This window comes from Leptospiraceae bacterium (genome assembly GCA_016708435.1).
Classification (GTDB): Bacteria; Spirochaetota; Leptospiria; order Leptospirales; family Leptospiraceae; genus UBA2033.
Window position 1 is genome coordinate 19,382 of sequence record JADJFV010000010.1, and the last position, 15,858, is coordinate 35,239.

Annotated in this window: 11 protein-coding genes, 1 tRNA gene and 2 pseudogenes; 9 read left to right on the top strand and 5 right to left on the bottom strand. The window is 36.5% G+C overall.

All coding sequences use genetic code 11. The features are described from left to right. Window positions 1-339: 339 nt before the first annotated feature. Together IPH52_15020 and IPH52_15025 are read right to left on the bottom strand one after the other, a co-directional pair. Window positions 340-1,383: a rhodanese-related sulfurtransferase gene (locus IPH52_15020; GenBank protein ID MBK7056330.1), complete on the bottom strand. Its 1,044-nt coding sequence runs from the start codon at window positions 1,381-1,383 to the stop codon at window positions 340-342. 13 nt (window positions 1,384-1,396) lie between these two features. Next, window positions 1,397-2,041 (bottom strand): hypothetical protein, encoded by a 645-nt coding sequence (locus tag IPH52_15025; GenBank protein MBK7056331.1) that lies wholly within the window; start codon window positions 2,039-2,041, stop codon window positions 1,397-1,399. Window positions 2,042-2,164: 123 nt separating this feature from the next. On the opposite strand from IPH52_15025, the gene IPH52_15030 reads away from it, so the two are divergent. From IPH52_15030 to IPH52_15050, 5 genes are all read left to right on the top strand, one after another. Further along, window positions 2,165-3,055: a glycerophosphodiester phosphodiesterase gene (locus IPH52_15030; GenBank protein MBK7056332.1), complete on the top strand. Its 891-nt coding sequence runs from the start codon at window positions 2,165-2,167 to the stop codon at window positions 3,053-3,055. A gap of 66 nt (window positions 3,056-3,121) precedes the next feature. Continuing rightward, a complete protein-coding gene (locus tag IPH52_15035; protein ID MBK7056333.1) occupies window positions 3,122-3,742 on the top strand; it encodes a MotA/TolQ/ExbB proton channel family protein in 621 nt (206 codons plus the stop codon). After that, the gene (locus tag IPH52_15040; protein MBK7056334.1) at window positions 3,739-4,203 is read left to right on the top strand and encodes a biopolymer transporter ExbD; all 465 of its coding nucleotides are present in this window, start codon (window positions 3,739-3,741) and stop codon (window positions 4,201-4,203) included. The genes IPH52_15035 and IPH52_15040 overlap by 4 nt, the downstream gene beginning before the upstream one ends. 13 nt (window positions 4,204-4,216) lie before the next feature. Beyond that, window positions 4,217-7,132: a BamA/TamA family outer membrane protein gene (locus tag IPH52_15045; GenBank protein ID MBK7056335.1), complete on the top strand. Its 2,916-nt coding sequence runs from the start codon at window positions 4,217-4,219 to the stop codon at window positions 7,130-7,132. A gap of 3 nt (window positions 7,133-7,135) precedes the next feature. Beyond that, window positions 7,136-9,331 carry a UvrD-helicase domain-containing protein gene (locus IPH52_15050; GenBank protein ID MBK7056336.1) on the top strand — a complete coding sequence of 732 codons (2,196 nt, stop codon included), beginning with the start codon at window positions 7,136-7,138 and terminating at the stop codon, window positions 9,329-9,331. Between the two features lie 4 nt (window positions 9,332-9,335). On the opposite strand, the gene IPH52_15055 is transcribed toward IPH52_15050, so the two are convergent. Next, window positions 9,336-10,574, bottom strand: a complete 1,239-nt coding sequence (locus tag IPH52_15055) for an inner membrane CreD family protein (protein ID MBK7056337.1) — start codon at window positions 10,572-10,574, stop codon at window positions 9,336-9,338. A gap of 152 nt (window positions 10,575-10,726) precedes the next feature. Then, complete coding sequence (locus IPH52_15060; GenBank protein ID MBK7056338.1) at window positions 10,727-11,878, bottom strand: hypothetical protein; 1,152 nt, start codon at window positions 11,876-11,878, stop codon at window positions 10,727-10,729. A 142-nt stretch (window positions 11,879-12,020) separates the two neighbouring features. Between IPH52_15060 and IPH52_15065 the strand changes: the two genes are divergently transcribed. Further along, window positions 12,021-12,545: a DUF1564 family protein gene (locus IPH52_15065; GenBank protein MBK7056339.1), complete on the top strand. Its 525-nt coding sequence runs from the start codon at window positions 12,021-12,023 to the stop codon at window positions 12,543-12,545. A 287-nt stretch (window positions 12,546-12,832) separates the two neighbouring features. Here the strand turns inward: IPH52_15065 and IPH52_15070 are convergent. Further along, window positions 12,833-12,906 (bottom strand) — tRNA-Asp (locus tag IPH52_15070). A 95-nt stretch (window positions 12,907-13,001) separates the two neighbouring features. On the opposite strand from IPH52_15070, the gene IPH52_15075 reads away from it, so the two are divergent. The 3 genes and pseudogenes from IPH52_15075 (at window position 13,002) to IPH52_15085 (ending at window position 15,853) form a co-directional block, all read left to right on the top strand. Further along, window positions 13,002-13,376, top strand: a complete 375-nt coding sequence (locus tag IPH52_15075; GenBank protein MBK7056340.1) for a hypothetical protein — start codon at window positions 13,002-13,004, stop codon at window positions 13,374-13,376. Between the two features lie 94 nt (window positions 13,377-13,470). Beyond that, a pseudogene (locus IPH52_15080) lies at window positions 13,471-14,798 on the top strand (TolC family protein). Window position 14,799: 1 nt separating this feature from the next. Continuing rightward, window positions 14,800-15,853, top strand: a pseudogene (locus tag IPH52_15085) (efflux RND transporter periplasmic adaptor subunit). The last annotated feature ends 5 nt before the right edge of the window (window positions 15,854-15,858 follow it).

Consider the following 15,858-nt stretch of genomic DNA (forward strand, 5'->3'; position numbering starts at 1 on the left):
TCGCGTCCTTCGTGGTTAAATTTTTCTTGGTTTTTCTTAACTTAATGACATTGAGCGATATCGGGCAATGTCATTAAGATAAGAGTTTTTCACCACGAAGAGCACGAAGTTCACGAAGGGGTTTATGAAGAAATCCTGTCTTTTCTTCGTGTTCTTCGTGCCCTTCGTGGTTAAATTTTTCTTAGTTTTCCTTAACTTAATGACATTGCCCGATATCGCTTGGCAGTCGTGTGAGCGAAGTTCCACCCATTTGCTTAGCCGCAAATCCAACGCCTTCGCCAGGGTGGAATTTCGGGGGTGACAGAATAGAATAATCCTTTCATCGAACTCAGTTAATTATCAAATCCTTAATGCATGGTAATCTTTCAACTTAGGTCGAAGTCTTGATTTGTGTTCGGGTAAATTGGCTGTTTGCGCTTTTTGCTTTCGTAGTTGTCGTTGTTCTTCTTGGGGCAAATGGTAAATATCCTGACATTCACGCGAGCAACAATTCTCGTATTCCTTTGCACAGTCTTCGCATTGGATAAACAATAGATGGCAGGCATCGTTTGCACAGTTGATATGTCTATCACTAGGCTTGCCGCATTGGTGGCAACTACTGATTATCTCTTCGCTGATTCGCTCTCCTAGTCTTGCATCAAATACAAAGTTTTTTCCTTTAAATTTAGATTCTATTCCTAGTTCTTTCACTTCTCTTGCATAAGAAATGATTCCGCCGAAGAGTTGGTTTACATCTACAAATCCTTTGTGTTTTAAGTAAGCACTTGCCTTCTCGCAGCGAATTCCGCCTGTGCAATAGAGTAGAACTTTTTTGTCTTTTTTATCCTTTAACAAATCTACAATCATAGGAAGCTCTTCTTTGAATGTATCTGCATCTGGCAGGATTGCATTTTCAAAATGACCTACTTCACTTTCGTAATGATTTCTTACATCTACTACGACTACATTTGGGTCTTCGAGTGCAGCATTAAATTCTACAGCTGATAGGTGTTTGCCTACGTTAGAAGGATCGAAGCTCTCATCATCGAGTCCATCCGCTACAATCTTTGGTCTTACTTTGATGATGAGTTGGAAGAAAGATTTTCCATCATCTTCAATCGCAATCTTTAACGGCATGTCTTTTAAATAAGAAACAGAATCCAATTGTGCTTTGAATTTTTCAAAGTTAAATTCAGGAACACATAACTGTGCATTCACTCCTTCTGTAGCAAGATAGATTCTACCGAATACTCCCAATGCACCCCACTCTACTAAAAGCTTTGTTTGTAGATCTTCTGGATTTTCAATTTTACAATATCGATAAAAAGAAAGTGTGATTCGCTTGAAATCTTCTGCTAATAGTCTTTTCTTTAATTCTTCTTTGCTTAGAATACCTTGCTTCATCGGTTAATACCTATTACTCAACTGATTTTTCTTTGCCGGCGCGAAAGATGCCTAGATACATTACGGCAAGACTTGGAATAGAAATGCAAAGTAAGATAAACAAATAGCCGAGCCATTTTTTATTTAGATATTCTTCATAGTTTGCAATCGTTCCAGTGCAAAGGCTATGTGCTGTTTCTACTTTAATAGGATTAAGTGCTGTGATTTTTCCAACTGCTGAAATGCTAACACCGGATAAAATACCGAGCACTCTACTCTTCTTTGGAATAGAGTCCGAAATTTTCACAGCGTCCCCACATGGTAAATAGTCATTTGCCACGGAGACTTCTATATCAGGAACTCCATCAACTTTTATCTGAACAGGTTGTAAATACAATTCTTCTTTCACCCATTCGGAGCGTTTTCCATTTTGTCCTTTCTTGAATACTTCTTTTACGGCTAACACGTATTCATCTTTCACACGGGGATTTCTCTCGGACAAATTGCCGGAGAATTTTACCATCTCACCAACTGCTAATGTCTGGATGGAATTTGTATCTAAAAGCTTTGCTGATTCAAATAAGTCTTTTCGGTCATCCTTTAGAAAAAAATTCAATACAAAAATGGAAAACAATAACGGGATTAAACCGCCAACAATCAAAATATAGTCTCTTTTCATTCGCTTTTCATACTCTATCGCTTAAATTTACCAATACAATAATTTGATTGGAAAGAAATTAGGAAAGACAAATATTGTAGAAGTTTATTTAAAGAAAAGAAAACCTAATTTAGCGAGAATTTCATGAAGAAAAAACAATTTCTTAAATCTATCCTCATCCCTCTATTTTTTATAAGTTACACAGCGTGTGCGAGCCACAGTCCAAGAGCTGAAAAGGTAAAAGCGGTTATACCTCAAAAATTTCTAGTCATCGGACATCGTGGAACCGGCGACAATTCTATTGCTCCAGAAAATACCCTCTCCTCTTTTCGGTTTGCTCAAAAGAATAACTCCGCTTTTGAACTAGATACCATGTTTGCCAAAACGGGTGAGCTAGTAGTCATTCACGACTCTGACGTAGACAGAACCACAAACGGAAAAGGAATGGTAGATACGCTTACACTCGCTGAATTAAAGCAACTCGATGCAAGTAAACTCTCTACACCAAAATTTAAAGGAGAAAAAATTCCAACCCTAGACGAAGTACTCACAGAATTTGGTGGAAAAACTTTAGTCGACATCGAAATCAAAGCCCAAGCACCAAAAGAAGAAGCGCAAAGAATCGGCACAGCCGTAGCAAAGCTCTTAGCTGAGAAAAAAATGGAAAAGCAAGTATTTGTTACGAGCTTTAACCCCTATGTATTAGAAACAATCAAGACAACTAATCCAGAAGTTTTACGGGGACAGTTGTATTCTTCCTTTGATGATGTGAAGGAATTGGGCTGGCTTGCAAAATTTGTCCTAAGAAACCTACTTTTAAATGGAAAGGCTGAGCCAGATATCCTCGCTCCAAGAAAAGACATGGTAGACGCGGATTACGTAGCCAAATACCAAGGATTAGGATACAAAATATTCCCTTGGACTGTAAATGATCCAAATGAAATGGAAAAATTAATCAAACTTGGAATTGACGGTCTAATAACTGATAGACCAGATTTAGCAAATGAAATCTATACGAAGCTAAAAAACCAATAAAGTGTTTGGCAGTAAAACAACCTCCGAATACTTTACTTTTAAATCAATAATAAAGAGCAGTCACAAATGTTCCATTTAGGTAAATCCAATTCAATCATTGCATCCATTCCGCCGGAAACAATTCCAATCGTCATCATCATTGTTTCCATTGTTGCCTTTACGATTATCATTGAAAGATCCGTCTACTTTTGGAAATTAAAATCCATCAACCCGGAAGACTTTCGAAGAGTAAAGGATTTGCTCATTGAAAAAAAATGGGACGATGCAAAGGACTACTTAGCTACTTGTAGCAAAGGTCCCACCACTGCCATTTTACAAACTGGTATTGAATACAAAAGAAGAGATTCCAAGTATTTTGAAGACGAAATGAAATCAGAAGGATACAGACAGATTTTTAAAATGGAAAAGTATCTCACCGGACTCGGAACCATTGCGACTATCGGTCCACTTCTTGGAGTATTAGGAACTGTTGTGGGTATGATTCGTTCTTTCGCAGAAGGTGCGGGAACGAAAGGTGCTGAGGTTGGTATTAGCGAGGCGCTCATTACGACTGCAATGGGTCTTTCTGTTTCTATTCCCGCTTATATTTTTTATAACTACTTAGTTCGTAAGAAAGAAGAAAAAATCGCTGAGATGGAAAATATTTCTGATCAATTTATCCAAGTATTTCACAGAGAGAAAGTATGAAATTTAGAAGGACGATGAAAACATTCGATCGAATTGATATAACCTCACTCATTGACGTTGTATCTTTCATCGTAATTTATTTTTTAATTAACGCAACTTTAGAAAAAGGAACTAGTATCAAAATCGAACTTCCTAGATCTTCAACTAGTTCAGCAAAAGAAAAAAATCAAGATGAATTAATCATCACAGTAAACAGAGACGGCAAAGTGTTGTTAGACCGTGATCCTACGCCTGTCCCTCTCGATAAACTAAAAGACAAAATCATTTCTTTTCTTGGTCCTAAAAAAGGTAGGGACCCTAAGAAAAATAAAGTAATCATTCGCGGAGACAGTGGTGCAAACTATCAAACCGTTGTCAAAGTCATAGATGAAGTAAATGCTGCCGGAGTAACTAGGTTTAATCTAGCAATGGTAAAAGGCACGAATTCGGGAAGCCCTCCTCCGGCTGAAGAAGAGCAATAGTAACGAATCACATTTGAAAGTAAGAACTGCCTTTAAAATCGTAGCCATTATCCTATTAGCCACTCTGATTGCGCTGGGTGGAACAGGAAAGCTTTTATCAGAACGATCTCTCCATATAGGAAAAGTTATTTCTGAGATAAAATTTGTAGGCAACCTAAATACAAGTAAGGAAGATATTTTAGGATTTATAGAAATGCGCAAAGGCGCCATTCTCACTGAAAAACTTTTAAACAACGATTTAAAAGCGTTATTCGCCACAGGTTACTTTTATAATATTGATATTAAAGCAGATACAACTCCTACTGGTGTAATCGTAGTTTTTGAATTAAAAGAACGACCGAGAGTAGAAGAAATTGAATTCATTGGTGCAGATGAAGTATTCCCTTCGGACCTTCGCGATAAAATGCCCATCAAAGAAAACGAAGTCATTACTCCCGAAAAAGTAAACGCAACCAGAGAAGTCATCTTAAAGAAATACAGAGATGAAGGATTCTTTCATGCCTATGTAAAATTTGAAATGGGAAAGATTAATCCTAAAACAAATCTAGTGAAAGTAAAGTTCATTATTGATGAAGGAGATGAAATTCCTGTTTCTAAAATCAATATCATCGGAGCCAAAGCAATTGATCCGGGCGAAATCATGGGCTTTCTGGATTTAAAAGAAGCAGGTCTAATAGAAAGTGGACACTTCAAAGAAGCTTCCTTTGAATCAGACAAACAAAAGATTGTAGGCTATCTCAAATCAAAAGGTTATCTAGATGCAGACTTAGTTCCGGAAGGAACGAACTGGGAAATCAGATGGGAAAATGCAAAACTTAAAGATAAACGGGTAATTATCGTTAACTACAAAATCAAAGAAGGCGATGTATATTACTTCAACGGATATGAGGCTAAGCACGATTATACTCTAGATGAAAAAGGGAATGCAATGTTCCTGAATAAAGAAAAGAACCCGGAAGGAACACCCAAAGAAGATTTAAAACCAATCTATACAATCAAGGAACTAGAAAAGCTATTTGAATTTTCGAACGATGACATTGGAGATATTTTCGATGAAGGAAAATTTCAAAGAGACAAAGGTCTAATCAACGAACTCTACAGTAGCAAAGGTTATCTTTATGTGCAGGTCATGCCTAAAAGAAAAAATATTGAACTTACGCATGAAAATCTTTTAACCTATGAAAACTGTGTTGGCTTTGCTGATAAAGCATCTTGCGATGAAGAAAAGAAACGACTCAATATTGAAAAATTAAGAAAGCTTCTAACTAAAAACCCGACCTATGCAGGAAGAAAATTTGAACATGTAGACTTTACAATTCGGGAAAACTTTCTTGCTTACATCGAAAACATTGTAATCAAAGGAAACAAAAAAACTTTAGACAAAGTAATTCGTAGAGAGCTTTTAATTAAGCCGGGAGAATTATTTAACTCTGCGTTAGTGAACAGATCTAGAGAAAGAATTTTTAACCTTGGATATTTCAAAGAAGTAAACTTCAATACTCGCCCCGGCTCAAGCGAGACTAAGATGAATTTAATCATCGACGTTGTAGAGCAACCCACAGGAACTATTTCTATGGGGGGCGGTTACGGGACAATATCCGGCTTCTCTATTTTTACTGAGCTTGGAGAAAACAACTTAAACGGAACAGGACAAAAAGTATCCGGTCGTATTGAATTTGGTCCTCTCAGAAAATTCTTTCAATTGTCATGGACAGAGCCGTGGATCTATGATAAGCCCTGGTCTTTGACACTGAGTATGTTCTACTCTTCGCGGATCATCAACGTTGGCGCTGCGTCGATTACGGATACACAAACTCAATCAATTAAAGAGAGAGCCTCCTACGAAACATCGGGTGTTGGTTTTTCTGTTGGTCTTGGTCATAGATTATCTTTTAATGGAACTCTTTCAAACTGGACGCATTTTCACCGTTATTCGCCAAGCTTCTTTCGATCAAGCAATGCAACTTCTTTAGTAGGCGATACCATTCGAGCGCAAGAAGACAGAGGTTGGCAATTTAGATCTCAAATCACAAATGGTATGGGTTACGATTCACGGGATAACGTCTTTAATGCGACTAGCGGGTTTAATACTTATTTTTCTATTTCAAACACGGGACAGTTCTTAGGCGGACAAAGTCATTTCGATCAATTCAATCCTGTAATGGAATTTTATCATAGTTGGTTTGATTATACTTTAGGCGGACTCATTCGCTCCAATACACTCAGAAGATGGAAAGTAGTGCAAGAGTTTAGAACCTCAAGTGTATTCACGTTTGAAAGAGTTCCCAAATATGGAAGACCAGATGCGCTTGTGCGTGAATCAGATAGACAAAGAAATCCTTATATCTTACAACAAGACTTACAGTTCATCGGGGGATACGAGTCATTACGCGGTTGGTTTTTCCAAGACAATAATTATCCGCGCGAGTGGCAAAACGGTGCTAACCACAGAGTTCTATTTAGCTCCGAGTTACGATTTCCAATTGAGCCTTCTCTCTTATGGCTCGTATTATTCTTTGATTCTGGTGCCATGTATGAAGATGTGAGTAAATGGACAGGCACAAGAAAAACAGATGCTCAAGCCTACGACCAGTTGGTGCTGAACCAAAGATGGAATTCCAATTCAGACCAAGCGCTGAATATTTATTTTAGAGAGCACTATGATCCATTTAGTTTAAAGCCATTAGCTGAAAGTCCATTGGAATTAAACAATCCCGGCAAATTAGTATTAAGCGGAGATAATCTAGCTTTAGATCGTTTTCGTTATTCCTGGGGATTTGGTTTAAGAATTCAAATTCCTGTGTTACCTCTGCGTCTCTACATGGCGCAAAAGCTTCGTTATACGGGAGTTGCCGATCATCCATTTAGCACATACAATGACAGCAAGAACTTCCAGTTTGTATTTGGTATTGGAGACATTCGATTTTAAAGTATGGAGTATCCTCTCTTAGACAAATTAAATGAAGAACAAAAAAAAGCAGTTCTTCAAACAGAAGGTCCTGTCCTAATACTTGCGGGGGCTGGCTCCGGCAAAACGAGAGTAATCACACATAGGATTGCGCATTTAATTTTAGACAAAGGTATTTCTCCTTACAATATTTGTGCCTTAACATTTACAAACAAAGCAGCCGCAGAAATGAAAGAGCGGGTAATTGGTCTAATCCCAAACTCCTATCATGGAATTTCGATTAAAACATTTCACTCTCTTTGTTTAAGTTTACTTCGCTCGAATGCAGATACGGTTGAATTAAAATCTGGCTTTACTGTATATGATACATCTTTGCAAGAAGCACTGATCAAAGAAATCATAAAGTCAATGGGACTCGATATTAAACTATTTGCTCCTTCTCAAATTGCAAATCGAATCAGTCATGCAAAAGACTCTATGATATTACCCGAAGAGTTCGGTGCTGAGTTAAGAAAAGATTTCTATTTAGAAAATGTAAAAGCAATTTATAAAAAATACGAAGAAAGAAAAAAGCAAAACAATGCAGTAGACTTTGGAGATTTAATTTTAAAAACAGTTTTGCTATTTAAGAATCATCCCTCTGTGATTGAACGTTATAATATTCTATGGAAATATATCATGGTAGATGAATACCAAGATACAAATAAAATCCAATATGAACTCACAAAGCTTCTAGCAGGTCATCATAAAAATATCTGTGTTGTAGGAGATGATGACCAATCTATTTATTCGTGGCGCGGAGCGGATATTCGCAATATTCTAGACTTCGAAAAAGACTTTGATAATACATTTACAGTCAAGCTAGAAGAAAACTATCGCTCTTTCGCAAACATCATAGAAGCGGCAAGCAATTTAATCAAGAACAACTCGGAGCGCAAAAGTAAGAATATCTTCTCAAGCAAACCTCCAGGGGATAAGATTACTTTGACGCAATTCTATAGCGAGCACGAAGAAGCAAACGCAATCGTAAAACAAATTCAAAAGCTCTATAAGACTGAAAACTCTTACACGAAATTCGTTGTATTCTATAGAACAAACGCGCAGTCTCGCTACTTCGAGGAAGCTCTTCGTTCTTCTTCTATTCCTTATAAAATCTTCGGTGGATTTAGATTCTTTGATAGACAAGAAATCAAAGACATCATCGCCTACCTTTCAGTAGTTGTTAATCCAGGAGATGATACTTCTCTATTAAGAATTATCAACTCGCCTCCGCGCGGAATTGGAGATACTACATTAGAAAAAGTAAAGGCACTTGCTCTCAGTAGAGGCATGTCAGTATTAGACGCTCTTAATACAGAAATTTCTGATATCAGAAAAGGAACTTTTAAGAACATGAAGGAATTATACAATAAATTCCAGGACTTAATTGATATGCAAAGAGTAAATGATACTCCTTCTAAAATTGTATTACAATTACTAGAAACAATGGGAATTCATGAACACTATCGAAATGAAGATTCTCTTGAGTCGAGTGATAGAATCGAAAACATTGAACAGTTCGTAACTGCGATTAAAGAATACGAAGAGAATGCAGAAAATCCAAGCCTATCGGAATACTTAGGAGACATTGTGCTTCTAACAAGTGAAGAGAATACAAAAGAATTAACCGACTATGTAACACTCATGACAGTGCACAATTCCAAAGGTCTAGAATTTGACTATGTATTTCTAACTGGAATGGAAGAAGGAACTTTTCCTCATAGAATGTCAATGGAATCAGAAAGCGAAATCGAAGAAGAAAGAAGACTCTGTTATGTAGCCATTACCCGCGCGAAGATAAAACTATTTATCAGCCATGCCTCCTTCACTCGCAAATACGGAAACGTAGAAGATAGAATTCCTTCTCGTTTTCTAAAAGAAATCCCATATGAGTTATTTGAAAATGGAAGAACACAACCAGAAGAGCGGTATACACCCAGTTATTCTCCCAAAGCTGGAGACAGAAAAGAAAACACAACTCTCGATCATAAGAAGCGTTCAATCACAACTGCTGACCAAAAGAATCTTTCTGTAGGGGATAAAGTCAAACACAAAGACTACGGCATTGGTAAAATAGCCGAAATCTCCGGTAGTGGAGACAACCTAAAAGTAAAAATCTCTTTTGGTTATTCTCAAAAGAGCTTTTTACTTGCTTATACAGTCTTAGAAAAAGTAAGTTAGGTTTTTAGTTTTGTATCTTATCTGAATTTCCAAAAAGAGAATACCAATCCACATTGCGGGTAAAATACATTATACCGCTGAGAAGCAAGAATAAACCAATACTTCCGGTTACTAACGAGTATTCCTCTAAGTTGATTAGAATATACAAGAATCCATAGAGAATAGAAATTCCGGATCCTAACACAAAGGCTCTGTATTTACTTCTTAATACTACTATCGCATAACCATAGATTTGCACTAGAACTGCAAGGGCTGCAATTAAATAAGCAAATGCAAAGCCGATGTATTCTGAAAAGGAAAGTAAAAGCAAATAGAATAAAAGGAGTGCAAAGCCCACAAATATATATTGAATCAAATGCACTCTGAGAGAATAGATTGCTTCGAATACAAAAAATCCAGCAAGTGTAAGTCCAATGAATAAAAATCCATACTTAATCACTCGGTTGATTAAATGATATCCATCCACGGCAACAATGAGGCTAACGCCAAATATCTCCTCTTGCAAGTTTACAAACTCAGAGCTTTCTTCCATCATATTGTATAGATGTATTTTTTGATTTAAGTCTTCGCTGTTTTTATAATTCCAAATAGCCTTAAATCCATTTTTATCTATGGTTCGAGTATCCGGCAAAGACCTTCCTGTAAACGATGGATCACCCCAATTAGAATCAATTTCTAGTCGTATATTATTAGCCATTGGAAGGATATGAAATTTTTCCATACCGGTAAGTTTTACTTTGAGTTCGTAGGAAATTTCTTCTTCGTCTGTTTCGGGAACAATTTTAAACGCAATGAATCGGCTGTCGTTTTTAATTTGCTTGATCGGCTTATTGCCATACTTCGCAGATTCAACAGATACTCTTAACAAGGAAGAGACTGGAAAGACTAAATAATAAGTCTTATCTTTACTAGCCGGAAGAGAAACTTTTCCAGAAATATCTAAATCTAAATTGTAAAAGGGAATCTGATAGGTTCCTTTTTTACGTATTTCTACAGATTGTTTTCCTTTTATATCTACATTAGAACTAAAAGACATTTGATCTATCGCTGCATTTGGTTGCTTGGAAAGAAAAGGCATTGCAATCAACTGTGCCCCGCCCCAGACTCTTCCTAATTGTAAGGCGACTGCCTCTCTTCGTTGCCTTCTTTCATCCGCCAAATTACTAATCAACGCAAGCGGTATACAAAGCATTAACCCTAAAAACCCAATCCAAAATAATTTCATTGAATATTCTTTTTTCATACTTTCCTCTACTTTTTAACATACTATACCCAAAAAAGAAGAAAGCACAAGCACCTGAGTGCAAAATGAAAAAGATTTTATTAGCAGGCTCGGTGATTCCCTTTAATGCTTTCCCACAACTTTAGATCAGTTCCTCTTTAAAAGAAGTTTAACTAATTCTCTATATACTCGAACGGCAGCGCAATATAGAGGCTCATCCTTCCAAATGCCTTTGGAACAAAATCAGGATCACATTGCTTAGGCTCTTGGTTTTTAGTTAATTTTCGAAGAGAGAAGCCTTCTTGTATATCATCTTGGTTTCTTTTGGTCGGTTTCTTTAAAATTTCTTTTACAATCTCTCTTTTAATCAATGGGAAGTATTCATTAAATTCACAGTCCCCAGAAAATTCAACAATCCCTGGTTTACAATAACCTCCACCTACTTGACGTTCAAAATCATATTGCGCTTTTTCTTTGTCACTCATTCGATAGGTAGGTAGACAAGATTCTTTAATACTTATTCTTATATCGCCATTGAATAACTCCCATTTGCCTTTCTTATATCCGATTATTCCTTTCTCATTTCTTACGCAATAATCTTTACTTAATAAAATAGCAATGCCACCCTTGCATAAATAGTAAAGCAGTGCATCTCTAGGATTTTGCTCTTTGATCAAACCTGCAACAGTATTTTCATTATAACTATATTCCTGTCGCCATTTTTGAATTTTTTCTTTCCAATCTGGCTGCTTACGAAGATTTTCCATATCAGGATCTTTTTCGATATAGGCAAATGCATTGTAGCCTCTATCAACGGCTTGCGCTAAATAGGTATATGCCTCATCTAATTGATTTAATCGACTGTGAGAACATGCAAGATTATAAAATATTAACTCTGGCCGACTATAATCATCGTTGAAATCCCAATTTGAAATAGAAAGTGAAATCTTGTAAGCATGAATAGAATCCTCTAAACGATTCAAATTAGCAAGGCTATTTCCATAATGATAATAAAGTTCAGATAGCGGATAAAGATCAATAGCCTCTTCATACTCTCGAATTGCATCAGAATCTTTTTTCATTCGATACAAAACAATTCCCTTCTGCATTCTCGATTTTGCCTTGATTTTTAATTCTTGGATCGTTTCATATTCTCTATTTCTTTCCTTTAAAAGTAATAGATGATAGCTTACCCATTCCCTAGAAAGAAAACTCTTTGTAGGAATTACAAATTCTTTCTCTTTAGATGCAGTAGGCTCTGACTTTTCTTTGCACGAAATGCAAAGAGTAAACAAAGTAATTAAAAGTAGTAGGATCGATTTCAAATTTATTCTCCTTTGTTGAAAGAAAAACGATGAATGAATATGGAAATCAATTTGATTATGCGCAAGTGCGTAATTTCTATTAAAAATTTTCTTATTCTAAGAAAAATACTTTTCTGACTTTTGGTGAATGAAAAATCAGGAGATGATGAAAACCTTTTATACTCCGACTTTTTACAATGAATGCAACAATCTCACAGAAGAGCAGCATAATTCTTCTCTACTCATTCCCGCTCATCTGTTAGATTTTTGGAACGATAGAACTAACGATGACGAAGACAGTCGAAGAGATTATCTTCATTTGCTGCTGAAAAAGTATCGTTTTCTAATTTACAATGGGATTCTCGAAAAATCAGAGGCTCTGATGACGAAATACCAAGAAAAGGAACAACGCCTTCGTAAAGTGGCTATTCGTCCTTATCCGAAAGACTGGGCGGAGTTGAAACAACTAAAAGCTTTCTTTAACAAGAGTATTTGCCTAATTGTAACCTTTCTCATAATGCTTGACTTTCTCGGTGTTGCAGAATCCATCCCCGAACACCTAGCGAGCTTCGGAGTTCCTATGCAATCACAATTTCGACTATACACTAGAGCCATACTCTCTAGGAAAAATACTTTTTATAACAGGGAGATGCAATATCGAAGGGATATTTATCACAAAAAGATATAGCTTACGACGAAAATTTTCCAAAATCTAATGCACCTCCCCAAAATGCTAGGCGGAGCCATACACAAAACGACTTATCTTTTTCCGAAAAGTTCCAACATAAATAAAGAGTCTTAGTGTTAGGGATAGAAGCGGTGTCAAGAAATTGCTTATTGGAAAGGATTTATCAAAGAAGGTTGGTCACAATTTCTTGACAAGAGCGGATAGCCCGACCCTTGCTTTGGTTTTATTTGTTTTTTAGATTTATAAAGAATTGCAAGGGGAACACCCAAGGAAGAAAAGAGAATCTGCGGAGCTGACGGGACTCGAACCCGCGACATCCTGCGTGACAGGCAGGCACTCTAACCAACTGAGCTACAGCTCCTAGACGTTTTCCAACTTAATATACTCGCTTTGTAGGTCAAACTTTTTTCTTAAAAAAGTTCTTGCTCTTGTAAGATTCTTTTGTCCAATCAGCATATGAAGAAGTTCCTCATCCTAGTTTTGGCAATCGCAATGGCTTTTAGCATCGATTGCAAAGACTTGATGAACTCAAAGCATATCATTTGCCCAATTCAGAAAAAAACAAAACAGACTGTGAACCATGCCAACTGCCACAAGTCCAAGAAAAATGCGACAAAAGACTGCTCATGTCCTGAAAAGAAAACCATCTCATTGCTTGAATCCTCCAAAGTAATTAAGAATTCGATTTCCTTAGAGCTTGCCTTTCAGGCTCCTGTCAATTTCGTATTGCAACTCAACCTTACGCAAAATAAACATTATCCTCCGTTACATTTAGACATTTTACATATTCCTTTTCTAAGTCCCACCAAAACAATCCATCTTCTTATTTGATTTAAGCCACAACTAACTCCGAACTAAGTATCTTCGGATCAGATTCTCATTTTAAATTCTTACGCATTACCCATTTACCCTAAGGAGGGAAGAAGTGAATAAATTATTAGTTATTTTTTTAATTCAGCTAACAACTGTTATCTACTCAGAAGAATTGAACATTCTGATAGAGGACTTAATCACCACTCATCCAGAAATTCAATCCTTGCAGTCCGAGCTAAAATCAAAAGCCGCCGCCGCAAATCACGAAACAACCTATCCCGATCCCAAAATAGGAATCGCGTTTCGGAACTACCCTACTCGTTCGTATTCCTTAAATGATCGAGCCTATGACACTCCGAGCATGACCGGTATTGAGTATAGCATTTCCCAAGAAATTCCTTTTCCAGGGAGACTAACTTTACAGGGTAAAGCCAGCAAACTAAACGAAATAGAATTTTCTCATTTCTCAAAATCTCGCAAGAACCAATTTATCTTAGAATATATTTCTGGACTCATTCGCTTGAAAAGTTCTGAGAGAAAAATTTTACTCAACGATCTAATTCGAAAAACTCTTGAGAGTCAAAAAACAATTTCCTCTTCGACCTATGCTACCGGCAACTCGGCATTATCCAAGACTCTAAAGCTGCAAGTCGAGGCTACTCGCTCTCAGGAAAGAGAAATCGAATTCATTCGCGATAAAAAAAATGCTCTTGCCTCTCTAGAATATTTTAAGACGGATAATTCTGATCTTACTAAAATTGTTCAGGCGGATACGGGCAAATTTCTTTCTGATAAGGGAAATTTAATTAAAACAGAAAAGCAAAATTTGAAACAAAAATTATTGGAAAATCCAAACTATAAATTAGCCTCTGTTGCCATTGAGCGCTCTAAGAATGAAAGTAGGCTCTCTTCTCTTTTGCATGCTCCCGATACAGAAATTTTCTTTGCCTATATGAAAAGAAGAAATCAGATTGTCACCGTTGATAACGGACCTCTCAATTATCAAATTATGGACAATACAGAATACCGCGGAGATTTATTTTCCTTTGGAGTCAATGTTCGCGTTCCTGCCTGGTCTTTTTTTTCCAGTCATAACTTAAAGGAAAGATCAGTCGAAAACACAAAATCAAAAACATTTGAACTCGAAAGAAATAAACTTTTTTTAGAATCAAACTTTGATAAATTGTTGGCTACACTTGAATCAATCGACTCCCAATTAGAACTCTATCAAAAAAGACTTATCCCCGAACTAAATAAAAGCTTATCCGCATTATCCTCACAATACGGCACAGGAAAAATTGACTTAATCGAAGTCTTAAGTGCAAAGCTAGAATTACAAAAGACTTATATCTCAGAAGAAGAGTTCTTGAGAAAAAAAAACTCACCACTCTACTCATTCTTGAATTAACCGATAGCCTAGTTCTATCAAAGGAAAATTAATATGAAACGAAATTTAAAACTACTAATTCTAATCCTTTCTCTATTCTCTTTTTTACAATCCTGTAAAAAAGAAAAAGAAAACTGGTATTGCCCTATGCATCCTACTTATACTTCAGACAAAGCCGGGCAATGTCCCATCTGTAATATGAATTTGGTCAAGAAAGAAAGATTGGAAAATTCTACTTCCAAGTCCGATACACATTCCCATCACGAGAAGGAAACGACAGAGAATAAAAATTCTAAGACTGAGGATACTCTTTATTTACCAGAAGAGAAACAAAGACTCATTGGAATTAAAACTGCCAAAGTAGAAATTCTCAATTTAAGTAAGAAAATCCTCGCCTACTCTACAGTTGCCTACGACCCTGAGCTTTACACAGCCATCTTAGAATACCGCGAAGCAAAAAAAGCAACTCAGTTATTGGCTGATGAAACTAGCTCTTCATCGAATTCTCTTTTAAATTCCAGCACCGTTCGATTAAAGCAGTTAGGACTTTCTGAATCACAAATTCTAGAATGGGGAAATGGAAATCGTAACCCTGAGGAATTAATTCTAGGAAGTAAAAATGGGCGAGCTTATATCTATTCCTCCATCTATGAATCCGATATTGGTTATATCAAAAAAGGCTTAAAGGTAAATCTAAAAATTGATTCTTTTCCCGATAAAATTTATACCGGCACGATTCAAAGTGTAGACTCTATTCTAGACGAAAAAAATAGAACTCTTCGTTTTCGGTCTTATGTTCTTAGATAGGGATAATACACTTAAACCGCAAATGTTTGGTAATATTGAAATTTCAATTCCACTTAAAAAAGCTCTTTCGATTCCAAAGTCGGCTCTTTTAAATACCGGCAAACATAAGTTAGCCTACAAGAAAGTTTCGAACGAAGAGTTTACTCCTGTCTTTGTAAAAACGGGAATGGAAACAGATGATTTCTATGAAGTATTAGAGGGCTTAAAAGGGGGAGAAGAAATCGTAGTAGAATCCAATTTTCTCTTAGACTCAGAAAGTAAAATTAAACTAGGAGGATCATCGAATGAACACTCCCATTGATTCAA